The 25,762-nt window shown below is 59.8% G+C and carries 19 protein-coding genes; 15 read left to right on the top strand and 4 right to left on the bottom strand.

The window, feature by feature from the left end:
* Window positions 1-53: 53 nt before the first annotated feature.
* From ACTQV3_RS03570 to nifJ, 4 genes are all read left to right on the top strand, one after another.
* Window positions 54-956, top strand: coding sequence for a hypothetical protein (locus tag ACTQV3_RS03570; RefSeq protein WP_441067373.1), 903 nt, complete (start codon window positions 54-56; stop codon window positions 954-956).
* Entirely contained in the window at window positions 953-2,794 is a 1,842-nt protein-coding gene (locus ACTQV3_RS03565; RefSeq protein WP_441067371.1) for a serine/threonine protein kinase, read from the top strand. Before ACTQV3_RS03570 ends, ACTQV3_RS03565 begins: the two co-directional genes overlap by 4 nt.
* 3 nt (window positions 2,795-2,797) lie before the next feature.
* A complete protein-coding gene (locus ACTQV3_RS03560) occupies window positions 2,798-3,736 on the top strand; it encodes an FHA domain-containing protein (RefSeq protein ID WP_441067369.1) in 939 nt (312 codons plus the stop codon).
* Window positions 3,737-4,213: 477 nt separating this feature from the next.
* The gene (nifJ, locus tag ACTQV3_RS03555; protein ID WP_441067367.1) at window positions 4,214-7,753 is read left to right on the top strand and encodes a pyruvate:ferredoxin (flavodoxin) oxidoreductase; all 3,540 of its coding nucleotides are present in this window, start codon (window positions 4,214-4,216) and stop codon (window positions 7,751-7,753) included.
* A gap of 371 nt (window positions 7,754-8,124) precedes the next feature.
* On the opposite strand, the gene ACTQV3_RS03550 is transcribed toward nifJ, so the two are convergent.
* The 3 genes from ACTQV3_RS03550 to ACTQV3_RS03540 form a co-directional block, all read right to left on the bottom strand.
* On the bottom strand, window positions 8,125-9,456 hold the full coding sequence (locus tag ACTQV3_RS03550; protein ID WP_441535750.1) for an ATP-binding protein: 1,332 nt from the start codon (window positions 9,454-9,456) through the stop codon (window positions 8,125-8,127).
* Between the two features lie 272 nt (window positions 9,457-9,728).
* A complete protein-coding gene (locus ACTQV3_RS03545) occupies window positions 9,729-10,253 on the bottom strand; it encodes a hypothetical protein (protein WP_368138240.1) in 525 nt (174 codons plus the stop codon).
* A gap of 2 nt (window positions 10,254-10,255) precedes the next feature.
* On the bottom strand, window positions 10,256-10,672 hold the full coding sequence (locus ACTQV3_RS03540; RefSeq protein WP_154518619.1) for a DUF3830 family protein: 417 nt from the start codon (window positions 10,670-10,672) through the stop codon (window positions 10,256-10,258).
* A gap of 602 nt (window positions 10,673-11,274) precedes the next feature.
* Between ACTQV3_RS03540 and arcC the strand changes: the two genes are divergently transcribed.
* Window positions 11,275-12,237, top strand: a complete 963-nt coding sequence (gene arcC, locus ACTQV3_RS03535) for a carbamate kinase (RefSeq protein WP_006235166.1) — start codon at window positions 11,275-11,277, stop codon at window positions 12,235-12,237.
* A gap of 311 nt (window positions 12,238-12,548) precedes the next feature.
* Here arcC and ACTQV3_RS03530 read toward each other — a convergent pair whose 3' ends face one another.
* Window positions 12,549-13,181 (bottom strand): C39 family peptidase, encoded by a 633-nt coding sequence (locus tag ACTQV3_RS03530; RefSeq protein WP_441067363.1) that lies wholly within the window; start codon window positions 13,179-13,181, stop codon window positions 12,549-12,551.
* 723 nt (window positions 13,182-13,904) lie between these two features.
* Here ACTQV3_RS03530 and ACTQV3_RS03525 point away from each other — a divergent pair.
* The 10 genes from ACTQV3_RS03525 to ACTQV3_RS03480 all read left to right on the top strand — a co-directional run bounded on the left by ACTQV3_RS03525 (window position 13,905) and on the right by ACTQV3_RS03480 (window position 25,489).
* Window positions 13,905-15,356 (top strand): APC family permease, encoded by a 1,452-nt coding sequence (locus ACTQV3_RS03525; RefSeq protein ID WP_441031882.1) that lies wholly within the window; start codon window positions 13,905-13,907, stop codon window positions 15,354-15,356.
* A gap of 131 nt (window positions 15,357-15,487) precedes the next feature.
* Window positions 15,488-16,765: an amidohydrolase family protein gene (locus ACTQV3_RS03520; RefSeq protein ID WP_441067361.1), complete on the top strand. Its 1,278-nt coding sequence runs from the start codon at window positions 15,488-15,490 to the stop codon at window positions 16,763-16,765.
* A 117-nt stretch (window positions 16,766-16,882) separates the two neighbouring features.
* Window positions 16,883-18,268, top strand: a complete 1,386-nt coding sequence (locus ACTQV3_RS03515) for a sensor histidine kinase (RefSeq protein WP_441041729.1) — start codon at window positions 16,883-16,885, stop codon at window positions 18,266-18,268.
* Window positions 18,269-18,307: 39 nt separating this feature from the next.
* Window positions 18,308-19,042, top strand: a complete 735-nt coding sequence (locus tag ACTQV3_RS03510; RefSeq protein WP_427728894.1) for a LytR/AlgR family response regulator transcription factor — start codon at window positions 18,308-18,310, stop codon at window positions 19,040-19,042.
* Between the two features lie 92 nt (window positions 19,043-19,134).
* A complete protein-coding gene (locus tag ACTQV3_RS03505) occupies window positions 19,135-20,079 on the top strand; it encodes a zinc dependent phospholipase C family protein (RefSeq protein WP_441067359.1) in 945 nt (314 codons plus the stop codon).
* 101 nt (window positions 20,080-20,180) lie between these two features.
* Window positions 20,181-21,440, top strand: a complete 1,260-nt coding sequence (locus ACTQV3_RS03500; protein ID WP_427728898.1) for an MFS transporter — start codon at window positions 20,181-20,183, stop codon at window positions 21,438-21,440.
* Between the two features lie 170 nt (window positions 21,441-21,610).
* The gene (locus ACTQV3_RS03495; protein ID WP_441067357.1) at window positions 21,611-22,798 is read left to right on the top strand and encodes a glycosyltransferase; all 1,188 of its coding nucleotides are present in this window, start codon (window positions 21,611-21,613) and stop codon (window positions 22,796-22,798) included.
* Window positions 22,795-24,138 (top strand): histidine kinase, encoded by a 1,344-nt coding sequence (locus ACTQV3_RS03490; protein WP_427794496.1) that lies wholly within the window; start codon window positions 22,795-22,797, stop codon window positions 24,136-24,138. The genes ACTQV3_RS03495 and ACTQV3_RS03490 overlap by 4 nt, the downstream gene beginning before the upstream one ends.
* 72 nt (window positions 24,139-24,210) lie before the next feature.
* The gene (locus ACTQV3_RS03485; RefSeq protein ID WP_441067355.1) at window positions 24,211-24,927 is read left to right on the top strand and encodes a LytR/AlgR family response regulator transcription factor; all 717 of its coding nucleotides are present in this window, start codon (window positions 24,211-24,213) and stop codon (window positions 24,925-24,927) included.
* Window positions 24,928-25,021: 94 nt separating this feature from the next.
* Window positions 25,022-25,489 (top strand): YfcE family phosphodiesterase, encoded by a 468-nt coding sequence (locus ACTQV3_RS03480; protein ID WP_427719507.1) that lies wholly within the window; start codon window positions 25,022-25,024, stop codon window positions 25,487-25,489.
* Window positions 25,490-25,762 lie beyond the last annotated feature (273 nt).

The raw sequence follows: 25,762 nt of genomic DNA, 5'->3' as shown, positions 1-25,762 counted from the left end.
TGTTTTACGAATGCTCCCGATTTAAGCGGCGTGTTTTTGTTGGAGGAGAACGCATGCGGCCCGCTAGCACTCAGACAAAGCATGGCGCCGCGGTGCGCATGCGACGCCGGCTGGGCCTGGCGCCTCGGGCGTACGTGCTGCTGTCTTGCTCGCTCGTGCTGGTCATAGCCGGTGTTTCGGCTTATGGTATGACGGTGCCGTCCATGGTACAGGCGCATGCTGAGCGCGAGCTGCATATTGGGCGCAAGGCCAAAAGCGACTTGGGAACGACAACCGGATATGCGTGGGCGAGCGTGTTCGGGCGCACCGTGTTTGGCGTCGATCCCGCGGACGAGGGCGAGCGGGCGTCCAACGAGATCACGCTGGCAAACGGCAAGACTATCGTGCTTACCAACAACAAGGTCATTACGAAGCTTTCCAACAACAGTGTGGCTTCTGTCGTCAATAAGGCCGAGCAGCAGAAGGGGCAGGATGCCCAACAGACAGGCAAGCCCGGCGGTTCGGGTTCGTCTGGCTCCAGCTCCGATTCGTCGGGCGGCGGTTCCGGTTCGGGCTCCGCCTCTGGCGGTGGATCTTCGAGTGATGGCTCGACGGACGGCGGTGCCGGCGGCGACACGGACTCGGGTGGTCTCTCGGCTGCCGAGGAGGAGAGTATTCACAGCTGGCTCGTGACCAAATACAACATGCTCGATGGCTATGTCGCCCGCGCCAATAGCGTGGTTTCGACCTATAACGCAACAGGCGATACCGGACCGTGCGACAGCCTGGCCAGCGATATGTTTGTCATCCGTGCCGAGTTTGGCCGGCAAACGTTTTCTCCCAAGTCAAAGTGGTATCAGCAATACGCCAACCTATGGGGCTGCTACACCAATCTGTGCCAATGGGTGGGGCATTACGGCGATGACGACGTCGCGCTCAACAACTTCAATACCAAAGTGGCGGCGATCGCCCTATGACGAATAGCCTTGCTTTTGGCACATCGTGCGCGCTAAATCGCGACCCTATGGTGGGCCTGCGCCTGGCGCGCGTTGGAGGGTTTGAGCCCGCCATTGCGCTGGGCCCGGACGAGCTTCCCGCCTACCTGCGCCGTTTTACGATGCTGTTTGCCGATGACGCCACCATGCGCCGCGGCGGTATCGGCCGTGTGACGCGTGCCGTCAACGCGCAGGGCGAGGCCGTGGCACTCAAGCAGCTCATCTTGCCAACGCGCGACGAATTTGATGACGATGTCGCCCACGAGGCGCTGGTCACCAAGTTCAAGGCGGCGTTTCGCGAGGAATACGAATGCCATCGCGCCCTTTCGGGCCTTAGAGGCTTTCCCCGCCTGTATGGATGGGGCGAGGTTGACGGCGTGCCCGCGATTGTCATGGAGTGGGTCGAGGGCGAGACGCTCGCTCGCCTGCGCTCGCGCCTTGCCGTGGACGAGGCCGGGCGTCTGTCGCCGCTCGTGGCGGCGCGCCTGGGTCGCGACCTGTTCGATCTGCTCTGCCGCATGAGCTTGGTAGGCGAGGGGTTCGTCCATCGCGATATCTCGCCCGCTAATATTATGGTGCGCACGGCGCGCCTGCCGCTCGACCGACAGCTTGCCGAAGGCACCTTCGACCTGTGCTTGATCGACTTTGGCTCTTCGCTGGCGCTCGAGCCCGCCTCTGCGGTGGCCGGCACCGGCGGCAAGGCGTCGTTTACCGAGCGCTATGCCACGTTGCGCCGCGCGACGGTGGCCTACGCCCCGCCCGAGATGCTCACCGACGATATCCCCGACCTGCGCATGCTTCGCATGTCGCCGGCAATCGATGTCTATGCAGCGGCGAGTACGGTCTACGAGCTCATCGCCGGTGTCGCGCCGTACGAAGTAGCGCCGGGTGCGTCGGGTACTTCGGGCTCGCGCAAAAAGACGTGCGATATCGCCAGCCCTTATCGCCTCAAGATGGATACGCTGCCCGATTATCCCGTTGGCGCCCACGCGCCCGGCTGCGACTTGACGCAACTGCTGCGACGCGAGCCCGATGTGGCACTTGCCGCGGCCGAACAGGCTCAGCAGCTGGGGCTCGATCCAAATTCCGAGGATCTGCGCGATGCGCTGGCGTTTGTCGATGCCCAGTTGTTCGACGTGGTCATGGCCTGCCTGTCCTGCCATCAGGAAGATCGTCCCGAGCCGGCTGCGGTGGAGGCGGCGCTCTCGGCATTTTGCGACCACTATGCGCAAAATGTCGCCCGCTCGCTTCGCGCCGAGCCGCTCTTGCCGTGCCCGATGGAGGTATCGGGGCATACAGCCCGGCGTGCGGTGATGGTTGGTGCGACGGCGGTATGCGGCGTGATTTGGGCTGTGGTCGTGGTATCAGCTGCGCTGTTGGCGTCGGGTGCCCATGTGACGCTCGTCGTGGGACCGCTTATGTGGTCCGGGAAGCTGCCGGCCATTATCGCCGCACTGGCGTTGGCACCGCCGGGCATGGTGGGCATCGCTGCCGGCGCCATGGCACACGATCGTCGCACGGGGTTCCTGCATGGCGTACTGGTGCTTTCTGCCTGCGAGGTTCCGGTGCTGATCGCGGTTGCATGCACCGTGTTTTCCCAGCGCGCCGTAGCGAGCGGCTTCGTTGCCGCCCTAATTGCAACCTATGCGCTCACGTGGTTTTTGCTGGCGATGGGGTTTGCCTTTGAGCTTCCCGTCGTGTCAGCGCGACGTGCGAAAATTTCCATGGCGACACCGCTTGCCGGCGGAGCCGCGGCTGCTCGCGCCTTTGGCGGGCCGGCCGAAGTATCCGACACTATCTCTGCGACCAAGGAGGGCTAAGCCATGGCTTCTCAAGCTGAGCTCACCCCGTGCGGGGCAATGTTTGACATCTTTAAGCACGCAGCGCACCTGAGCCATATCGAACTGTGCGGCCTGGTGCTCTCGAGCCGCCCGCTCGTCGACGGCCGTAGTCCGCAGAGCCGTGCTGCCGACCGCTCTTGGGTTTCGCGCTTTATCGTGCGCGCGCCGGTCGGCACGCTGCAGGAACGTTATTTTGCCGATTACGGCACCTCGGCCGCGCGCATTATATCGCAGCTGGCCCTGCGCCGCCGCAATCCCATGGACGCCGCGGCCGTGACCAACATGGTGTGCGGCCCCGCTGGCGAGCCCATGGTGCGGGCACTCGAGGAATGCCATCAGGACACGAATCTCTATCGCAATGCGCTCGAGCGCCTGTCGCAGGCGGCTGAGCTCATGCCCGCCGAGCGCGCCGAGGCCATCCTGGTGCTGTTTGTCGCCGTGGGCTGCTCGGCAGATGTCCGCTCGTCGGTGACCTATGCCCTCGACTACGCTCATGCGACCTGTGGCGGCGCCACGTCGACGCCGCGCTCGCTGAGCACCTCGACGGTCACGGGCGAGCGCGAGGCGGCGCCTGCGCACCCGTTGGGACTGCTGCGCGTGCAAAACGGCTACGTGGTGAGCGCCCCGCGCTGGATTCAGCCGAGTGAGGAGGGCGTCGAGATCGGCGCGCTGGCGACGGGGGAGGGCGATATCACCGATGTGGGCGATGACGTTTCGGCTCGCCATGCCCACGTGTGGTGCGATGACCAAAATGTCTGGTACGTCGAGGACCTGTCGTCCACCAACGGAACTGTGGTGGTAAACGGCGCGACGAACGTCTGCACCCAGGTCGAGCCCGGCCGCTCCGCTCAGCTCAACCCCGGTGACGAGCTCAGGCTCGGAGAATCCACAGCCTACGCCATCCTCCTCGGCGCCCTCTGACTCATCTCCTAAATAAGTTGCGGTGAAATAGGGACTGTTTAAGGCTACGGCCGGCAAAAACAGTCCCTATTTCACCGCAACTGCCATTTGGTCCCTCGGTGACGGAAGGATTATTTTTGTCCTTGATGGTCGCTCGGGGTAAACCTTTACCGCCCGCCTATATTTGTCGAAATTACACTTGACGGCGGGGTACAATAAACCCGCATGCGGATTTCCGTTGCGGGCGCTTCCCATCACCGGGGCGTGCCCGGGAGCATCCGGCATGCGGCCTTTGCGGCGCTCGATCATGTGCAAGACGGGTAGCTGGGCCTGTGGAGCGCGTGCAGCCCTCCTCGCCTCGGCATGCCTTCTCTCCACGCCATGTACCTGCTGCTGAGTCCGCCTGTCAGATGACTGGAAGCAACAGCGAAAATCCCATCACGCCAACATCCCGGTAATCGCCGGGGCCTGTATACCTATATGAGAGGAGAGGGGTATATGGCGCGTAAGTTTAAGTCTATGGACGGCAACGAGGCGGCCGCATATGTTTCGTATGCGTACACCGAGGTAGCGGGAATTTATCCCATTACGCCGTCCAGCCCGATGGCCGACCATGTCGACCAGTGGGCGGCCCAGGGTCGCAAGAACATCTTTGGCACCCCGGTCAAGGTCGTCGAGATGGAGTCCGAGGCGGGTGCAGCCGGTACCGTTCACGGTTCGCTGGGCGCCGGTGCTCTGACCACCACCTACACGGCTTCTCAGGGCCTGCTCCTGATGATCCCGAACATGTACAAGATCGCGGGCGAGCAGCTCCCGGGCGTCTTCCACGTCTCCGCGCGTTGCGTCGCTTCCCACGCCCTGAACATCTTTGGCGATCACTCCGACGTCATGGCCTGCCGCCAGACCGGTTTCGCCATGCTCGCCGAGGGCAACGTCCAGGAGGTCATGGACCTCTCGCCGGTGGCTCACCTTGCCGCCATCGAGGGTAAGACCCCGTTCCTCAACTTCTTCGACGGCTTCCGCACCAGCCACGAGATCCAGAAGGTCGCCATGTGGGACTACAAGGATCTTGCCGAGATGTGCGACATGGACGCCGTCCAGGCTTTCCGCGACCACGCGCTCAACCCTGAGCACCCGCACACCCGCGGCAGCCATGAGAACGGCGACATCTTCTTCCAGAACCGCGAGGCCTGCAATAAGGTCTACGACGAGCTCCCTGCCGTCGTCGAGGGCTACATGAAGAAGATCAACGAGAAGCTCGGCACCGATTACGGCCTGTTCAACTACTACGGCGCTCCCGATGCCGATCGCGTCGTCGTGTGCATGGGCTCCTTCTGCGACGTGCTCGAGGAAGTCATCGACTACCTCAACGCTCACGGTGAGAAGGTCGGCCTGGTCAAGGTTCGCCTGTTCCGTCCGTTCTCCATCAAGCACTTCGTGGACGTTCTCCCCGAGACCGTCCAGAAGATCGCCGTCATGGACCGCACCAAGGAGCCGGGTTCCATCGGCGAGCCGCTCTACCAGGACGTCGTCTCCGCTCTCTACGAGGCCGGCAAGACGGGTATCAAGGTCGTCGGCGGCCGTTACGGCCTGGGCAGCAAGGACACGCCTCCCGCGTCCGCGTTTGCCGTCTTCGAGGAGCTCAAGAAGGACGAGCCCAAGCGCGAGTTCACCATCGGCATTGTCGATGACGTGACCAACCTGAGCCTGCCCGAGGCCGAGGATGCGCCCAACACCGCAGCTCCCGGCACCATCGAGTGCAAGTTCTGGGGTCTGGGTGGCGACGGTACCGTCGGCGCCAACAAGAACTCGATTAAGATCATCGGCGACCACACCGACAAGTACGTTCAGGCCTACTTCCAGTACGACTCCAAGAAAACCGGCGGCGTTACCGTCTCGCACCTGCGCTTTGGTGATTCCCCGATCCGCTCGCCGTACTACGTGACCAAGGCCGACTTTGTCGCTTGCCACAACCCCAGCTACATCGTCAAGGGCTTCAAGATGGTCCGCGACGTCAAGCCGGGCGGCACCTTCCTGGTCAACTGCCAGTGGAGCGATGAGGAGTTCGCCGAGCACATGCCTGCCGTGGCCAAGCGCTACATCGCGAACAACAACGTCAACGTCTACCTGATCGACGCTATCGACCTGGCTGCCAAGGTCGGCATGGGCAAGCGCACCAACACGGTGCTCCAGTCCGCCTTCTTCGCGCTGGCCAAGGTCCTGCCCGCCGAGGACGCCCTGCAGTACATGAAGGACGCGGCTACCAAGTCCTACATGAAGAAGGGCCAGGCCATCGTCGACGCCAACCACAAGGCCATCGATGCCGGCGCTACCGCCTTCCGTAAGTTCGAGGTTCCGGCCGACTGGGCTACCGCCGAGGACGCCGCTCCTGTCGAGCTTTCCGAGGAGACCAAGTCCGCTATCGCCCAGCAGGTCAAGAACCTGCTCGAGCCCATCGATCGCATGGATGGCGACAGCCTGCCCGTTTCTGCCTTTGTCGATTGTGCCGACGGCCAGTTTGAGCTGGGCGCCTCCGCATACGAGAAGCGCGGCGTCGCCGTGGTCGTTCCTCACTGGGACGAGACCAAGTGCATCCAGTGCAACCAGTGCGCCTATGTGTGCCCGCATGCCACCATCCGTCCGTTCGCGATGACCGAGGACGAGGCTGCCGCTGCGCCCGAGGCTACCCGTACGCTCGACGCCATGGGTCCCAAGGCCAAGGGCATGAAGTTCACCATGGCTGTGTCCCCGCTCGACTGCATGGGCTGCACCAACTGCGTCAAGGTCTGCCCCAAGGGCGCCCTCGAGATGGCTCCCACCGAGCAGGAGATGGATCAGCAGCCCGTTTGGGACTACATGGTCAAGAACGTCTCCGAGAAGAAGGAGCTCATCGCGGCCAACGTCAAGGGCAGCCAGTTTAAGCAGCCCTACCTGGAGTTCTCCGGCTCCTGCGCCGGCTGCGCCGAGACCGCTTATGCACGTCTGGTGACCCAGGTCGCCGGCGACCGCATGTTCATCTCCAACGCCACCGGCTGCTCCTCCATTTGGGGCAACCCCGCTGCCACCGCTCCTTACTGCAAGGACAAGGACGGTCACGGCCCGGCGTGGAACAACTCCCTGTTCGAGGACAATGCTGAGCACGGTCTGGGCATGGCCATCGGTTACGAGGCCGTCCAGAATAAGCTGATCGCCGCCACCCAGGAGCTCATCGCCGCAGACGGTCCGTCTGACGAGCTCAAGGCCGCCGGTCAGGCTTGGATCGACTCCGTCAACGACGCCGAGGCCTCCAAGACTGCTGCCGCCGCCTACGTTGCCGAGCTCGAGAAGTGCGGCTGCGACGCTTCCAAGGCGATCCTCGCCGACAAGGCTTACCTCACCAAGAAGTCCTTCTGGATCTTCGGTGGCGACGGTTGGGCCTACGACATCGGCTTCGGTGGTCTGGACCACGTCCTGGCTTCTGGCCACAACGTCAATGTCTTCGTCTTCGACACCGAGGTCTACTCCAACACCGGCGGTCAGGCCTCCAAGGCCTCGAACCTGGGCCAGGTTGCTCAGTTCGCCGCTGCCGGCAAGGTGACCAAGAAGAAGTCTCTGGCCGAGATCGCTATGAGCTATGGTTACGTCTACGTGGCGCAGGTCGCCATGGGCGCCAACCCGGCTCAGACTCTCAAGGCCATCCACGAGGCCGAGGCCTACGACGGCCCGTCCCTCATCATCGGCTACAGCCCCTGCGAGATGCACTCCATCAAGAAGGGCGGCATGCAGAACTGCCAGGCCGAGATGAAGAAGGCTGTCGAGTGCGGTTACTGGAACCTCTTCCGCTTCAACCCCGAGGCTGCTGCCGGCAAGAAGTTCTCGCTCGATTCCAAGGAGCCCGCGGGCGGCTATCAGGAGTTCCTGATGAACGAGGCCCGTTACGCTTCGCTGACGCGTTCCTTCCCCGAGCGCGCCGAGGAGCTCTTCAAGGAGAACGAGCAGGCCGCTATGGACCGCTACGCTCACCTGCTGAAGCTCAAGACGGTGTACAACGAGGCCTAGGTCTCCCACCGCAGGATCTGAGGGCTAACCTTCGCGGATGTCCTCGGACATGAAAGAACCCCCGCTGCGCACTACGTGCGGCGGGGGTTCTTTCGTCCTGCGGAATGTCCGCGAAGGTTAGCCCTCAGATCCTGCTACGACTACGTCCTCGGATTGTGGGGCTGAATGAAGGACGTGGCTGAGGGGGTCTTTTGTCCCCTTCGCTGTTTCGCGGCTTTGCCGCGAAACCTCGCGCCACTTTGGGGATGGATGGAGGTTTTGGCTGTTGCCGCTTCTTATCCCTTTGCTTTTTCGCGGCTTTGCCGCGAAACGCGCAGCACCTTGGGAAATGCATTGATGCGTGGGCGGGGCTGGATTGCGGATTCAAATGGCTAGAGAGATATGGGTGCGAACGAGAAATCGTTATTGGGGTCATCCTTTTCCATAAACTCATCGAGACAAAACGTCATGTAGATTGGAACGTACAGAACCTTGCCCTCTTTGCTGAGATTCTCGTGGCTCAGTACAACGGCCTCGGGAATTTTGTACTCGCCTACACTCATCAGACGATCGAGGGCCGCATGCGCTCGAACTTTCTTGCCCGATTTGACCTCGATTGGGACAACATGCCCGTGGGCGCCTTCGATCACAAAGTCAACTTCACCGACCTCACGCGTTTGGTAGTACCATGCATCCGCCCCGAGGGCAACGAGTTCCTGCGCGACCACGTTCTCATAGAGACCACCAAGGTTGGGAGTTTTCATATCAAGATAGACAGCGCGTGCAGTGCTACCGGGGTATCGCGATGAGAGCATGCCTGTATCAGACTCGTATAGTTTGAAGGCTGTCGTTTTCTCCGTCCTCTTGAGAGGACTCCGTGGCTCCATCACCCTGGCGACCATCAATCCAACACCTGCGTTAACAAGCCACAGGAAATCCTGCTCATATTTTTTAAGGCGAGCTCCCTCACCCAGAGACGAAACAACAAAGCGATGAGACTCCGCCTCAAGCTGAACGGGAATTTGCTCAAAAATCGACCGAACGTTAAACGCTCGAGTCGATGCATATTTTGAGATATCGCTTTTGTACTGATCGACCAACTGAGTTTGAAGCTCACGTGTGCTCACGAGCGAATAACCCGAATCAATATAATTCTGAACGACCTCCGGCATGCCGCCGCAAACGATATAAGCTCTATAGTTCTTGAGCATCGCCTCATGAATATAGTTTTCGACAGAATGTTTCTCGACAAGGCAGCTGCGAATGCCTGCAAGCACATTCTCGCTAACGCTGTTTGCCCAACAAAACTCTTCAAAATCCATCGGGCGCATAACAATGTGCTCTACATACCCCACCGGAAAAGAAGAGATCCCCTTAAACTCAGTCCCAAGCATAGACCCCGAGAAGACATAGCTAAAGCGCCCATCCTCGACCAACGCCTTCATGAGTGTAACGATCTGCGGATACTCCTGAATCTCATCGACAAAGACAAGCGTATCGCCCTCAACAAGCGGCGCATCCGCAAGAAGGGCTACGCGGTTGATAAAGTCAACGGAGTTCTTTGCGCCAACAAGTGCATTCCTTGCTTCGATATCGAGTAGTAAATTGACCTCAAAATACGAAGCGTAGTTGCTTTTTCCAAACGCGCGAATCGCATAGCTCTTGCCGATCTGACGCGCACCAGTAACAAGTAATGCCTTATTGGAGTTATTCTTCCAGCTCAAAAGCCTATCAGTGACCTTACGGCGTAGCATTAAACCCCCAAATGACAAAAATTGACAGATAGAATCGCCTAAAATCATACAAAAATTGGCAGATAATAACGTCGTAAATATACAAAAATTGGAAGATAGCAAAGGTCCGATAAGGTCTCAAAGCCACTGAAACAGCGCTCTACTTTGCGAAGGGGCTGGGGACGCTGTTGCGTGCGTCTCCAGCCCTCTGATTCTTACTTTGGGTCCCGTGGTGGGACTATGTTGGTGCTACCTGGCTGTTTTTACCTTGTCTCGCCGCTCTCTGTGCGTAGGCGGTAGCCGTGGACGAGGTCGCTAATAGCCGGCCAGGGAATCTGGCGGTCGACCCAAAATTGGAGCTGGACCAGATAGCGCTCAGTGGCACGGGTGAGGGCCGCGAACTGTTCGTGAGTCTCTACCTGGGCGTAGAGGTCGCGGCTGTGGGCGAGGATTGCCGTAGTGTCATCCATTTTGCCGGTGACGTCAAAGGCGCCCGAGAACCAGTCGCACAGGCGCGCGGCGCTGTTGTTGATCGTTGCGAGGTCGGCGGTGCCGTCGTTGGCGTTTTCGTTGGCCTGGGCTCGCAGGAGGGAGAGAGCGTCGGCGGCGTTCATACAGTAGCCGACGGTGAAGTTCCAGACGGCGAATTCGCGGCCGGTGTCGAGCTTGCGGCGGCGCATGTAGTCGATGTCACGGGGTTCTTCGAGCATCATTTGGTCAGCGAGGGCCTCAAGTGCAGTGGTGTACTCGGCAAGGTCGAGTGCGAGCAGGGTGTTGATATCCATCATCTTTAGGCCTCCGTTTCGATCTCGACGATTTCGTTTTTAATGTACATGCCCTGGTTGTCCCAGACATTGCGGCAGGCGGCGGCAAAGCGCTCGCGGTCGGCTTCGCAGATGCGGGCGAACATGTTGCAGGTGCCAAAGGGCTCGCACACGTCAAAGAAGATGCAAATTGACGACCAGCCGCCATACCAGCTCACGGCGCCCGCTGGCTCGTGAAAGACGGGGTTCTCGATGTGCTCGTAATTGGCGATGGGGCCCGATACGGGATAGGTTACCTCGGCATCGCAGATCTTGGCCGAAAAGATACGTGACTCGACCGGACAGGACGATTCGAACAGCTTGCACGCCTCGGGAGCCTTGTCCCAGAGCATGTCGGCGAGAAACGTCTCGCCATTCAGCGTGATCTTGAGCATTTTTGTCATAGTAAGGACCTCCTCAATCCGTCGCTCAAGGGGTTCGCTGGCGGATAAGGAGAAGACAGCAGTGGGGTCGCCGAACCCAAACTTCACGACAGATCTCTGTCGCCCCAGCCCGCGCTGTTCTTCGCTAAAGTACCATGCCGTAATTGCGCGCGCAATATCAGTTTTTGAATTTCTGGAAGCGGCAATCGACGAGACGGCTCGCCGGCTGCCGGCCGACGCGCGGTATGAACACTTGTCTATTCCTTAAGTTGGATGAAAAACGCCATGTTATTGCAGGGCTGCATACTCGTCTTATAAATGTATAGAATCTCGTATAGTGCGAGTAAGATATTGCGCTGTCTGTTTTGTGTTTAGCAAAGATATAGTTTGTATAATCTGGTCTAATCCCTGCTATATCAAAATAAAGTCGCACGTAAATAGCTTAGATATGCTTGAGCTGGGCATCTTTACGCTGAACGGGTAAAAACGACCGTTCACCGTTCAACTGTTTTCAAAATGAATAAAATGAGCGATAAAGAGAATATAAACCTTAATAAACTCGCGTATTGCACGGACGTGGGTTATTAATGGGATGTAGGCCTTTTACAGAAAGGATTCCAGCAATGTCTAAGCCTCTTGGCAAGCCCGATCGTATTGTCGTCGCCCTTGGCGGCAACGCCCTCGGCAACAACCCCGTCGAGCAGATCGAGGCCGTGAGCAACACCGCCCACGCACTCCTTGGTCTCATCGAGCAGGGTAACGAGATCATCATCACCCACGGCAACGGCCCGCAGGTCGGCATGATCCAGAATGCCTTCGCCGCTGCCCACGACGCCATCGGCACCCCCGAGATGCCGCTGCCCGAGTGCGGCGCCATGTCCCAGGGCTACATTGGTTATCACCTGCAGCAGGGCATCGGCCGCGAGATGCACAAGCGCTATAAGCGTTGGCACGCCGCCACCGTCGTCACCCAGATCGAGTGCGATCCCGACGATCCCGCGTTCAAGAACCCGACCAAGCCGATCGGCCCCTTCTACACCGAGGAGCAGGCCAAGGAGTTCATGGCCGAGGATCCCTCCAAGGTCTTCGTCGAGGATTCCGGCCGCGGCTGGCGCCGCGTCGTCGCCTCCCCCGATCCCAAGAAGATCGTCGAGGCCGACTCCATCCTCAACCTGCTCGACAACGAGTTCATCGTCATCGCCTGCGGTGGCGGCGGCATTCCCGTCGTCCGCGACTACGAGAACAAGGGTTGCTACAAGGGCGTTCCCGCCGTCATCGACAAGGACCTGGGCGGCGAGCTGCTGGCCGAGGACTGCGACGCCGACGTTCTGTTCCTGCTGACCGCCGTTGAGCATGTCGCCATCAACTTTGGCAAGCCCAACCAGGAGGAGCTCGAGGACCTCACCGCCGACGAGGCCGAGCGCCTGGCCGACGAGGGCCAGTTCGGTAAGGGTTCCATGGAGCCCAAGGTCCGCGCTGCCATCAAGTTCGCCCGTTCCCGCAAGGGCCGCACCTGCATTATCGGCGCCCTGGACAAGGCCGCCGAGACCATGGCCGGCCTCTCCGGTACCCGCATCCACGAGTAGCCTCTACTCTGTTGCCTCTCTTGTGGGCGCCAGGCAAAGCGCCCACAAACTAGCCTCTCTTCATGAGCCCCGCAGTCCGCTCCGACTGCGGGGCTTTTGCTATTGAGGTGACTGTTCATGAGAAGCGCTGAAGACCGCGGAAACCCGGCACTTGGGGACGTTCCTTTTCTGCCGGCATCTTGGGACAGTCCTTTTCGGCAGCGCGAGCGGTCGTCTGCAAAGACCGTCCCCAGTGGCTAGTCATTTAATGGCTGGTCATTTAAGTCTGTCCCCAATGACTAGTATTGGCCATTTAAGTCTGTCCCCAATGACTAGTAGTAGGCCCACATGGTTTCGATTTCGTTGAGGACTTCTACGATGCCCCAACGGCGGGCGCTACGGCTGGGCGAATTGGGATCGTAGACACCGATTTGGTCGGCGTCGTCAATGCCGTAGAGGACGATGTAATGACCCACGTTGGTAAACATGCCGGGACGCACGACGGCGATTACGGGAGCACCCGAGCGCAAGGCCTGGGCCATCGAGTCTCGGTCGTTGTAGAGCTGCGTCCCGTTAAGCCCCAGCTGCGCGGCGCCGCTCGTCATAAACGACCACTCGGTGGCACCGGTGGGGGCATAGTTGCCCGCCTCGGAAAGGGCGCACATATCGACCGGCGTCATATCGGTGCGCCCCGTTTTAAAGATGTAGATCATGGTGAGGCAGGTGGGTCCGCAGCCGTTTTGGCGGATGGTTCCACCGGCGTAGGGCAGCTCCGACCATGCGGGGTCGATCTGGTAGATATGCGGCATGGTGCCGGCACTCCACTGCGAACGTGGGGTCGAAAAAGCAAACGAGTAGCCGGGTGCGACTGGGGCTTTGAGGAGCTTTTCCTCGGCGGTGGGCTCTAGGCCGGCAGAGCCATGCGAGGCACACGACCCCAGATACACAAAGGCCAGACATGCCATGATGGAGCACAGGGCAAGACAGAGACGATGAATCTGCGGATTGGCGGCCCGGCCGCGTCCCAGCGGCCGTGGCTGCTTTGCGCCGCGTCCGCCGCGGGGCTTCGAAAAGAAACGGCTGATGTGGTTGTCAGACTTTCGCCGATCGATTTTCTGCCGCCGAGGCACTTCGGCCCGGCGTTGACGGGTGCCCGAGCGTGGGCGATCCGCTTGACGCGTGCTGGTATTCTGCGGCATAGACGACAAGGGGCGATCCTGCGGACGCTGCGGCCCGTCGTTGTCAGAAACACTCCTGGATGCTGGCGTGGTACGCCCGGCAAGGCGAACGTTTCGCTGTCGTTCGCCGCCGTTGTATTCGTATGCCATTTGCACCGCCTCGTCTCATGTATAACCCGTCCATCCTACAAAAAAGACGTGCAGCAAATGAGGACATACACCAAAACCTCGGTAAGCGGCATGGACGGGAGCGAGCCTGGCGTCATAAAGCGACGCCCTCCGCGAGCGATTGAGTCGCGTCATCAAAACGGACGCCCGCACTGAGTGGCGCCCCTCGCCGTTCGTCCCAAAAACGGCGCCGCTCGTTTTGCAGTTCTGCCTTCGGTCGAGCTACGAGTGGCGTTGCTGTGCCAAGGCCGTATCTTAAAGCCATGAAATAAAAAGTGCGCGGCAAAACAGGCCGTGCAAGGGGTGACGCCAAGGGGCGTCAGAAAGGAAAGGAGGGGAACAATGGCGGACAAGAACGCAGAAGTTGCAGTCGAGGATACCGGCGGCATGAAGAAAACGCTTTCGCTCTGGAACTTCTTCACCATCGGTTTCGGTGCCATCATCGGTACCGGTTGGGTTCTGCAGGTCGGCGACTGGATGGTCGTGGGCGGCGGTCCCGTTCCCGCTATGATCGCATTCCTCTTGGGTGCAATCTTCCTCGTGCCCGTCGGAGCTGTTTTCGGTGAGCTTACGGCTGCTATCCCCATCTCGGGCGGCATCGTCGAGTATGTCGATCGTAGCTTTGGCCGTACAATGAGCTACATTACCGGTTGGCTCCTGGCCCTGGGCAACGGCATCCTGTGCCCGTGGGAGGCCATTGCCATTTCGACTCTCGTGTCCGAGATGTTCGGTAGCCTGCCCGGTCTTGAGTGGCTGCGCGCCATCAAGCTCTACACCATCCTGGGCGCCGACGTTTACCTGTTCCCGACGCTGATCGCGCTCGGCTTTGCAGTCTACGTCATCTTCCTCAATTTCCGCGGTGCCAGCTCGGCCGCCAAGCTCCAAGCCTTCCTGACCAAGGCCCTGCTCTGCGGCATGCTACTCGCCATGGGCGTCTCGCTGTTCACCGGCTCGCCGAACAACGCCATGCCTGTGTTCTCCCAGGTCGCCGGTGCTGGCGGCGGTAAGGCCGCCACCGAGGGCACCAGCCTGTTCGCCGGTATCGTGTCGGTCCTGGTTCTGACCCCGTTCTTCTACGCCGGTTTCGACACCATTCCTCAGCAGGCTGAGGAAGCAGCCGAGGGCCTTAACTGGAACAAGTTCGGCAAGATCATCTCCCTGGCCCTGCTGGCCGCCGGCGGCTTCTACATGGTCTGCATTTACTCGTTCGGCACTATCCTTGACTGGCATGAGTTTGTTAAGAGCCCGGTTCCCGCGCTTGCCTGTCTTAAGGGCATCAACATGCTCCTGTACCTGGCCATGCTCGTCATCGCCACGCTTGGACCCATGGGCCCGATGAACTCCTTCTACGGCGCCACGAGCCGCATTATGCTCGCCATGGGCCGCAAGGGCCAGCTGCCCGAGAAGTTTGCGGAGGTCGATCCCAATTCCGGCGCTCCCAAGCTCGCCTGCGTCGTTCTGGCCATCATCACCGTCGTCGGTCCGTTCCTGGGCAAGAACATGCTCATCCCTCTGACCAATGTGTCGGCTCTCGCCTTCATCTTCTCTTGCGGCATGGTCGCTCTTGCCTGCCTGCGCATGCGCTTCACCGAGCCCGACCTACCTCGTCCCTACGAGGTGCCCGGCGGCAAGTTTGGCATCAGCCTCGCCATCGCTGCCTGCGCCATCATCATCGGCCTGCTCGTGATTCCGTTCTCTCCCGCCTCCCTCAACATGGTGGAGTGGAGCATCGTGATCGGCTGGTTGGCTATTGGCCTGGCTCTCATGGCTTTCACCAATTCCCGTAAAAAGTAACGCCGAGCCGGGGCGGATTGGGTGCGCGGTGCCCTCTCTCCCGCGTACCGAACCCGGCATCACTTGGGTAGCTTTGTGAGGCCTTAACCCAACACGGCCTCACCCACTATATGGATCCATAAGGAGGAACCATGTCCACTAAGTATGCAATCGTTGGCGGCAAGCTCATCGACGGTACCGGTGCCGAGCCGGTCGAGAACTCCCTCGTTCTCGTCAACGATAACGGCAAGATCGAGTACGCCGGTGTTATGCAGGACCTTCCCGAGGGCGTTGAGGTTATCGACGCCGCCGGCAAGACTGTCCTTCCCGGCCTGATCGACACCCACCTGCACTTCTCGGGCAACCTGACCGACGATGACACCGATTGGGTCATGCAGCCGCTCCTCGAGAAGCAGGCCGTCGCCGTCAAGCAGGCCTACGACTGCCTCACCCACGGCCTCACCACCGTCTGCGAGATCGGCCGCTTTGGTATCCAGATTCGCGACTGCATCGACAAGGGCGTCTTTAAGGGCCCGCGCGTTCTGGCCACCGGCCTCGGCTTCTGCCGTGTTGCCGGTCACGGTGACTCCCACCACTGCACCCAGGAGCTCAACAAGGAATCCCATCCCTGGGGCGACCAGGTCGACGGTCCTTGGGATCTGCGCAAGGCCGTCCGTCGTCGCCTGCGCGAGAACCCCGATGCCATCAAGATCTGGGCTACCGGTGGCGGCATCTGGCGCTGGGACTCCGGTCGCGACCAGCACTATTGCTCCGAGGAGATCCAGGCCGTGGTCGAAGAGGCCAAGATGGTCGGTATCCCCGTGTGGAGCCACTGCTACAACAACCACGCCGCCGCCTACGATTCCGTTCGCTTTGGCTGCGAGCAGCTGATTCACGGCTTCGATATCGATGAGCGCACCATGGACCTCATGGCCGAGCAGGGCACCTTCTTCACCCCGACGATCGCCTTCCTGCCCACCTGGTACGCCACCTATCCTCCCGTCTACGTCCCCGAGCTGCACGACAAGTACGAGGGTACCCTGGTCGAGAAGGAGCTGCAGCGCAACTATGACTGCCTGCGCGAGGCCAAGAAGCGCGGCGTCGTCATGACGATCGGCTCCGACTCCTTCTCCTTCGTCACCCCGTACGGCACCTGCTCCATCGAGGAGATGTACGAGTTCGTCGACAAGATCGGCTTCACCCCGGTCGAGACCATCACCTGCGCCACCCTCAACGGTGCCAAGATGTGCCACATCGAGGACGAGACCGGTTCCATCGAGGCCGGCAAGTGCGCCGACCTGCTGGTCGTCAACGGTGACGTCGCCGCCGACATCCACGTGCTCAACACCGACAACATGGACGTCATCATGAAGGACGGCTGGATTGTCGAGGCCGGCACCTTCGGCGAGCCAAACAAGTACAGCGCCTAAGCTACCGTTTGTCGATGGCTGGATGTAAAACACAGTTTTTGATTGCATAATGCAATGGAGAGGGTCGCTTGCGGCCCTCTTTATTGCTATCGGTACTACGGACAAGAGGGGATGACGGTGGATTTAAACAGGCTGAATCTGGGCAAGAGTTACAACTCTACCAAGGTCTTTCGTACGGCCCAGCATGTGGTTCAGGCCATCCTACTCGGTGTTGTCGTTCCGGCGCTTATCTTGCTGCTTATCTGGGATTTAACCGATAATCCCAATCCCGTTCCAGGCGTTGTCGTTATTGCCGGCCTGGTCATGCTGTGCTTCTTCTTCTCGTATGTCTTTGTGGTCCCCGATGACCTCACATCGAGCGCAACCGACCGCACGCTCGCCATCGCATCAAAAATATTTGCCTACACGTCGCGCGGCCTTACGCCCGAAGCGGCCCTGGGTGCCTCTAAAATCATCCTGTCCGAGACCATCGCTTCTGCGATCTGCTTTACTGACGGCAGGCAGGTGCTGGCAAGCTGGGGCGAGGACTCGGCAAAGTGCCCTGCCGGAACCCCGGTAGTGCTCAAGACCACGCTCAACGTGATTGAGACGGGCGAGCAGAGCGTGTTTTCGCGTGATGCCTCCAATGAGACGGGCGGCTATTTTCCCCGTCTGCGTGCCGGTATTGTCGCGCCGCTTAGCGTGCGTGGTCATTGCGTGGGCACACTCGAGCTGTATTACCCCCGCCTGAGCAGCATCGATATGCGCCAGACGGCGCTTGCCTCGGGTTTCGCCGATCTCATTTCCACGCAGCTCGCCAGCTTTGAGCTCGAGCGCCAAGATGAGCTCACGGCCCGCGTTGAGCTCCGCGCTCTGCAGTCGCAGGTCGATCCGCATTTTCTATTCAATACCATTAGCACGATCGTTTCGCTCGTTCGAACCGAGCCCGACAAGGCACGATCGCTGCTGATCGACTTTTCCAACTACTATCGTCAGACGCTTTCTGACTCCGATACGCTCACCACGCTCGAGCACGAGGTGGAACAGGGCACCCGTTATATCAATCTTATGCAGGCCCGGTATGGCGACGGCCGTCTGCGCGTTTCGGTCGACATCGACTTTGAGGTGCGCGACAGCCTGGTGCCGCCGTTTATCTTGCAGCCGCTGCTCGAAAACTGCATCAAGCATGCGCAGCGCGAGACCGAGCCGCTTTCCATTCGTGTTAGGGCTTTTGAGACCGATGACGGCTTGGAGATCATCGTCGAAGATGACGGCATCGGTATGAGCGAAGAAGTCTGCGCGCATCTGTTTGAGCAGCATCGCCGAGAGGAGCCCGAAAGCATTACCGCCGACGGCTCCGTCAAGCGAGGCTGCGGCCTGGCGCTCTTCAACGTGCTTCAGCGCATCCATTTCTTTTACGGAGAAGATTCTGGCATGCGCGTGAAGTCCCAGGAGGGCGTGGGAACGCAGGTCATCGTTGAGTTGAACGGCGAGCCGCATGAGCCGGCGCCGCTAACGGTGTAGCACGCGGTTGGATTGAGAGAAAAAAGAGGGGAAGCGCATATGTCCGAAGGCTGGAATATCTTGGTGGTTGATGACGAGCCTCCAATTAGGGCTGAGCTACGTTATCTGTTGGAAAAGGATGCGCGTGTGGGCCAGATTGCCGAGGCGGGCAATGTCACCGAAGCCGTGGAATCGATTCTGTCGAACAAGCCCGACGTGCTGTTTTTAGACATTACCATGCCCGGTCGCTCGGGAATTGAGCTTGCCGAGACGCTTCAGAACCTAAAGACACCGCCGGTCGTGGTGTTTGTGACGGCATTTGCCGAGTATGCGGCCGATGCCTATAACCTCGATGCCGTCGATTACATCGTAAAGCCGGTCGAGGATGCTCGCCTGTCAAAGGCGCTCGATAAGATCGAGACCGCCCTGGGCGCACGCCGTGTCGTCCATGCTCCGCACCAGCCTTTGCGCCTGACGGTGGATCGTGGGGGTAAAAAGGTGTTCATTCCCGTGGCGGATGTCTGCTACTTTGAGGCGCGCGCCGATTTTTGCAACGCCGTCTGCGCCGAGGGAACATATCTGATCAATGAGTCGATTTCATCGCTCGAGCGGCGCCTGGCCTCCGAGGGCTTTATCCGTGTCCACCGCAGCTATCTGGTCAATTTGGAAGACGTGCACAATGTCGAGATCGGTTCTACGGGTCTTATGGAACTCAGGCTCGATCGCGTAACCTCGACGGTGCCCGTGTCCCGTCGTCGCGCTGCCGAGGTTAAGGCGCGCCTGGGGCTTGTGTAGACGGTCCGCATGCCATCGTTTGCCGACGCGGGTTTGGCATGGCCGCGCGGTGGGCATAATGGGTGACATCGAATGAAATCGAAAGGATCATTATGCCTGCGCTTATTACGCATCATCTGTTTGGCGAGGAAAGCATCGATCGTCTGCCGCAGGGCGTCATTACGTCCGACGAGGAACGCATTGCCTTTATCCTGGGCAACCAGGGTCCCGACCCGTTTTTCTTCCACATCCTGACGCCGCGCGTTTCCGACTGCACGCTGCTGGCGCAGGCCATGCATCGCTCGCGCATGTCGCGCCAGTTCTCGTGCCTGCGCGACGGCGTGTCCCATCTGCTCCCGCGCGATGCCAACTTGGGCCGCGCCTTTGCGCTGGGCCTGCTGTCGCACTACGTGCTCGACCGTAATGCCCACCCCTTTGTCTACGAGCAGCAGTTTGGCATTGTCGAGTCCGATCCCGAGCTGGGGGATTCGGGCAGCCAGGTCCATGCGGTGCTCGAAAGTGACCTGGACGTGTTGATGCTGCAGCTCAAGCGCGACGGGGCCACGGTCGAGGACTATCCGCCGGCGGGCGAGATTGTCACCACCGACCGCATCAATCGCGTGGCCGGCGTGCTGATGAGCTATGTTGCCGGGCGTGTGTACGGTATCTATATCCCAGCGGGGGAGTACGGTGCCGCCGTTGCCGACATGCAGCTGCTCTATCGCGCCATTGAACCGGCGGGCTCGGTCAAGACGCGTGCAATTGCCCTGGTCGAGGGCCTAGTACACGACTACTCCCTGCTCGATGGCCTTGCTCACCGCGTGACGACCGAGCCGCCCGAGCGCACCGGCAATCTGGGCCATCTGACGTGGAAGAATCCCTTTACCGATGAGGTCTCGAACGAGAGCTTCCCCGAGGTCTTTGACCGCGCGCTGGTCGATTACGAGTGCACGGTCACCCGCTTTATCGAGACCGGCGATATGGAGGCCGTGACCAACCACGTCAATTACAGCGGTCGCGTGCTCGGCGCTGACGAAGAGTTCGACCGCGAGGAGTAGGGTTCGTGCGTGTCCCTTTGCCGAATCCTTACCGGTGCCTCTGTGCAATTGGGGTACGATGAACTGACTGCATATCGGGCGAATACGAAGGGTCCCTGTCCATGAAATACACCAAGCTCGAGCGTAACTGGGTTATGTACGATGTGGGCAATTCGGCCCTCGTGTTGCTCAACACTTCGGTGGTGCCCATCTACTTTAACGCCATCAATACCGGTGCTTCCTCGGCCGACCTGGTGGTCGCTTGGGGTAGCGCGCAGACGATTGCCTCGCTGGTCATTGCCATGCTCATGCCCATTCTGGGCGCACTTGCCGATTACGCCGGCAACAAGATCAAGTTTTTCTTGGGCTTCTTCCTCACGGGCTTGGTGCTTTGCCTGGCGCAGGCTATCCCAATGTCTGCCATGGCATTTTTGGCCGTGTACGTGCTGTGCACCATCGGCCTTAACTCTTCTATGACGTTCTATGACGCCATGCTGCCCGACATTACCACTGACGAGCGCATGGACGCCGTGTCCAGCTCGGGCTATGCCTGGGGCTACATCGGTTCCACTGTGCCGTTTATCATCTGCCTGGCGCTTATCATGGGTGGTCCCGCTCTTGGCGTCCCCACCATGCTGGCAACGCGTCTGTCGTTTGTCATCACTGGTGCCTGGTGGCTCATCTTTACCCTGCCGCTCATTCGCACCTATAAGCAAAAGTACGGTCGCGAGCGCGGTCCCGAGGACACCATCGGCCACATCGTGGGCGGCGTGTTCTCCGAGGTCGTACACACCATGCGCGAGATCGCCCACAACAAGACCGTGCTGGTCTACATGATCGCGTTCTTCTTCTACATCGACGGTGTGCACACGGTCATTTCCATGGCAACCAGCTACGGTTCGGCTCTGGGCATCGACTCGACCCAGCTGGTACTGGCCCTGCTCGTTACACAGTTCGTGGCCTTTCCGTCCGCCATCATCTACGGCAAGCTCGCCGGACGCGTGGGCACGCTCAACATGATCCTGGTGGCGGTCGCCGCCTACATGGGCATTGTGCTGTTCGCCGCGTTTTTCCTCAAGACCGCCTTTGAATTCTGGGTGCTTGCCATTATGGTCGGCCTGTTCCAGGGTGGCGTGCAGGCACTCAGCCGTAGCTACTTTGGCCGCATCATCCCCAAGGAAAAGTCCAACGAGTACTACGGCTTCTTTGACATCTTTGGGCGCTATGCAAGCGTTATGGGCACCTTTCTGGTGTCGGTCGTCACCTCGCTGACCGGCAACCCGTCGCTGGGCGTTCTTTCCATTGCTGTGCTGCTGGTCGTTGGCTTTATGCTGCTGGCCCGCCTGTCTCGCATGACTCGAGCGGCAGAGCATGCCGCATAGGAGCGAGCGGCTATTGTGCCTGTCTGCGGTACTCTTTTGGGGTTATCCGCAATAAACATTGCGACTTGCGAGCAATGATTTGCCCAAGTGGGTATGATGGAATCAGCTAGGTCGCGGGGCGTCGCCTGTGTTTGGCGGCGCCTCGTTTTTGTGTTGCAGGGAGGGAAGGCATGAACGCCACGGTTGTGATTCCAACATATTGGGCGGGCGATGATGCCCATGCAAACGCTCCCGGTGTCTATGACCACTCGACGAATCTCAACGCCGCCAATCCCGAGCTCGATCACTGTCTTGCTTCGCTCGAGCAGGTACGCGATATTCCGCGAATCATCCTTTTGGTGGTCTGTCCCATCTCGGCCACGGCGGATGTGTCGAAGCGCGTACGCGAAATCGTCGAGGCGCACCCTACGCTCAAAGTTACCGTAGTCACCAATACCCAGGCATCGCGTATCGCCGACCGCGTAGCGCAGATTGCGCCCAAGGGTTCGGGAGAATGCGTGAGCCTGCGCGGCTATGGCGCCATCCGCAATATGGGACTTGCCTGTGCCGCCGTGCTGGGTCACGATGCCGTCATCTTTTTGGATGACGACGAGACTGTCATCGATGCCGACTTTATGAAACGCGCGACTTACGCGTTGGGGCAGCAGACGCGTCAGGGCCTGCCAATCTTGGTTAAGAGCGGCTACTTTTACGATCGAGACGGATCGCCGCTGGCCCCCACGGACAAGGTGGGCATCTGCCACCGTTGGTGGACCAAGCGTATTGAGTTCAATCGCTGGATGAAAAAGGCGCTCTCGGGCACCCGTATTTCGCGTTCAAACTATGTGTGCGGCGGCCTTATGGCCCTCCATGCCCGCGCCTTTACCCGCGTGGCATTTGACCCGTTTATCACTCGTGGCGAGGACCTGGACTACCTCTTTAATATGCGCATGTTTGGCTACGACGTATGGTTTGATAACGAGTGGACCGTGCGCCATCTGCCGCCCGAGTCCGAGAAACGCTCGCCGCGCTTTATGCAGGACGTGTACCGTTGGTACTACGAACGTGCCAAGCTAACGTTTGCCGCGCATCAGAAAGAGCTCGTTCCCGTTACAGCCGCGTCTCTCATGCCCTATCCGGGCCCGTGGATTTCGCGCGAGCTTGACGATCGCGTGCGTAAGACTGCCATGGTCCGCAGCATGTTTACCCGCGAGCACGAGGGATACCTACGCATTTGGCGCCACGGTATTGACGAGGCCAGGACCTACGCACGCCAAAACGCCGCAAGCTACCTGCGTTTCCAGAGCTTCTGGCCCAAGATTATGGATGGGCTCTGGCGTGACGCCCAGCTGACCAGCATCCTGGAGGGGACTGAATGATCGACCGCCGCGCCCAGCGCGATAGTTCAATGTCAATCTTTCGCATCATTGCCGTATCCTGCGCCATTTGTGTGCTGGTGTACTTTGTTTTTGCCCTGGCGACTGGAATCGAGCCAATCGCGACCGTGGTCGCCTGTACGCTGCTATGCATCTTCCTGTGTATCTTTATCTTTTTGACGCTCAATCCCGATTCGGTTCGCTCGCAGTACACCGAGGAGACGCTCTCGGTGGCCTCGGCCATGCTCGAGGACATTAAAGGCGGTCTGACGCAGGAGTCAGCACGTCTGGTGTGCCAGCGCATTTTGCCCGAGACACGCGCCATGACAGTTGCCGTTACCGACGAGAGCAACGTACTGGCCTGCGCGGGCGAGTTTGAGGAAAAGCTGCTGCCCAATTCTCCCATTCATACGCTCGCCACGCGCTACGTCATCGAACACGGTATCGTCCAGTCGTTCAACCGCGTGGTGGACGTGGTGGGTTCGGATGGCTCACACAACCAGGTCCCCGCTGGCATCATCGCACCCATCAAGGTGGGCGACCGCACCGTCGGCACGCTCAAGTTCTATTACAAGACCCCGCGTGCCGTCGACCGTACCCAGTATGCGCTCGCCTCGGGTTTTGCCGAAATCCTGTCCACGCAGCTCGCCATTCACGAGCTCGAGGTGCAAAAGGAGCTCACGGCCCGTGCCGAGGTGCGTGCCCTGCAGGCGCAGATTAACCCGCACTTCTTGTTCAACACGCTCAACACCATCGCATCGTTTACGCGTACCGACCCGCTGCGCGCCCGCGAGCTGCTGCGCGAGTTCTCCTCGTTCTATCGCGCAACGCTCGACAATTCGGGCTCGCTCATTCCCGTGTCGCGCGAGGTCGCACAGACCAAGCGCTACCTGACGTTTGAGAAGGCGCGCTTTGGCGAGGATCGCGTGCTGGCGACCTTTGACGTGTCCGAGGACGTCGAGGACACGCTGGTTCCGGCATTTGTGATCCAACCGATTGTCGAGAACGCCGTGCGTCACGGCATGGGTGATGCCAGTGCGCTGAAGATTGACGTGACGGTGCGCAGGGATGGTGACGATGCGATTTTGATTTCGGTGGCCGATGACGGTGTGGGCATGGACGAGGGCATCGCTGCCAGACTGTTTGACGAGCGCTCTGCCCGCCCCGACGCCAGCTCCCCGCAGGGTGGCGGCGCCGGCGTTGCCATGCACAATATTTCGGAGCGCATTCATCGCTTTTATGGGCCGCACTCCTATACGCGCGTCGAATCGGCGCCGGGTAAGGGCGCTAAAGTGCTCCTACATCTCGATTTGTCGGAGAGCATCTTCGACATTCAAGAGTAGAATAATTGGTCACGGGCTTAACGCCGGTTGGCGTATGCCCGACGTAGTTAGTTGACGAAAGGTTTTATCCCCATGCTGCGTGCGATGATTGTGGATGATGAGGCCCCGGCCCGTTCGGAACTTCGCTTCTTGCTCGAGCAGACGGGCAAGATCGGCACGATCACAGAAGCGTCGAGCGTTCGCTCCGCCATCGAGATGCTTATGGAGAGTCGCGTTGATGCCGTGTTCCTCGATATTTCGATGCCTGGCGCTTCGGGTCTGCAACTTGCCGAGGCGCTGCATAAGCTTAAGAATCCGCCGGCGATCGTGTTTGTGACCGCGTACAGCGATCATGCGGTTGAGGCGTTTGATGTGGATGCCGTCGACTATCTGATGAAGCCGGTAGAGGAAGCCCGCCTGGATCGTGCAATCGAGAAGGTCATGCAGCGCACGAAGCCCGTTGCGGACAGCAAGGTGACCATCGAGCGCATCCCGGTGGAGAAGGGCGGCCGCAAGGTGCTCATCCCCGTGGACGACATTCGCTTCATTATGGCCAAGGACGATTACTCCTGTATCTATACCGTCGACGACCGTTTTTTGTCGACGACCTCGCTGGCACAGTTCGAGGCCAAGCTCTGTGATTTTGGCTTCTTCCGCGTTCACCGCCGCTATATCGTTAACCTGGCGTGTGTTACCGACGTCGAGACGGTTCCCTCGGGCGCTATCCAGCTGGGCATTACGGGCGTCGACGAACGCGTACCGGTTTCGCGCCGTCGCGTCGTACCGCTCAAGAAGGCCCTGAGCCTCTAGCACACCGGCCCCGCAGCCCTGTAGACCAAAATCGTCTGCGGAGCCGCGGGGCTTTTTGTATGAATGCACCAAATCGTTTTGCGGAAGGGATCCCATGAACAGTGCAAGCGCCAAGCGTATCGACATCATCTCGGACACCCACGGTTATCTGTCGCCCGCGCTTTTAGATGAGTTGAGCGGCGCGGACCTGATTATCCATGCCGGCGATCTTACGTCGGAGATGGACTACGAACATCTGCGAACCATTGCCCCTGTGCGAGCGGTTCTGGGCAATAACGACTACTACCGTGATTACGGCCCCGAAGTGGACCGTCTGGCGCTCTTTAGCTACGAGGGCCTTAAGTTTGCCGTAGCCCACTACCGCGAAGACCTCCCGGTGGGATCCGTGGACGTAGCCATCAACGGTCACACTCACGTAACCAAAGAGGCCCAGGTGGGCCGCTGCTTGGTCCTCAACCCAGGCAGCGCCAGCTACCCCAGGGGCACCCGGGGCCCCACCATGGCCAGAATGCTCGTCAAGGACGGCAAGATTCTCAGCACCAAATTTATTGACCTAGAGTAAACGCAAAAAAACGGGGGATGCAGATTGCATCCCCCGTTTTTCTTTGAGCCAAAGGCCGAAGTTCAACAACAACCATCAGGCAACCCCGCCGAGGAGCACGGGGGTCCCGAGCCGCGAAGCGGCGAGCAACAAAGTCTTCGAACATAGTGACGGCAGGGAGGGTCTCCGGGGCCGGCTGGCGCGGGTTAAGTTTGTCGCGAGTTCCGCACGCAAAGGAAAGCACTTAATGTGCTTTCCGTCTTGCGCAGGACTGTAGAGCAGCAAACTTAACCC

This window comes from Collinsella sp. LCP19S3_A7, assembly GCF_052121995.1.
Classification (GTDB): Bacteria; Actinomycetota; Coriobacteriia; order Coriobacteriales; family Coriobacteriaceae; genus Collinsella.
The sequence above is the reverse complement of the archived record's forward strand: the minus strand, read 5'-3'. Positions and strand labels throughout refer to the sequence as shown.